The sequence below is a fragment of the Staphylococcus sp. EG-SA-2 genome (assembly GCF_017152085.1).
The window spans coordinates 1-295 of sequence record NZ_JACYHC010000354.1; the positions used below are offsets into that span (position 1 = coordinate 1).

The 295-nt window shown below is 36.3% G+C and carries 1 pseudogene; it reads left to right on the forward strand.

Annotated features, from left to right (window positions below):
• A pseudogene (locus IDG60_RS22075) lies at nucleotides 1–65 on the forward strand (glycopeptide resistance-associated protein GraF); the annotation flags it as partial.
• Between the last annotated feature and the right edge of the window lie 230 nt (nucleotides 66–295).

Genomic DNA, 295 nt, shown 5'->3' on the forward strand with positions numbered 1-295 from the left:
AAAAAGAAGAAAAAACAGAAGATATTAATCAAACAAAACAAGATATCCAAGATACACTAAATTAATTTAAATCCCCTTACAACTTTTAGTTGTTAGGGGATTTTATGCATGTGCTCGGCGCATGTGTCCCTCTTCTTCCTTACAACTTTTAGTTGTTAGGGGCTTTTTTGCATGTGCTCGGCGCATGTATCCCTCTTTTACCCTACAAACTATAATTCGTAAGCCATTATGCACGGGTTCTTCACTGTTGTTAAAGAGGTATGATTGATAAGTATCCCTCTTCATTTATCAGCTC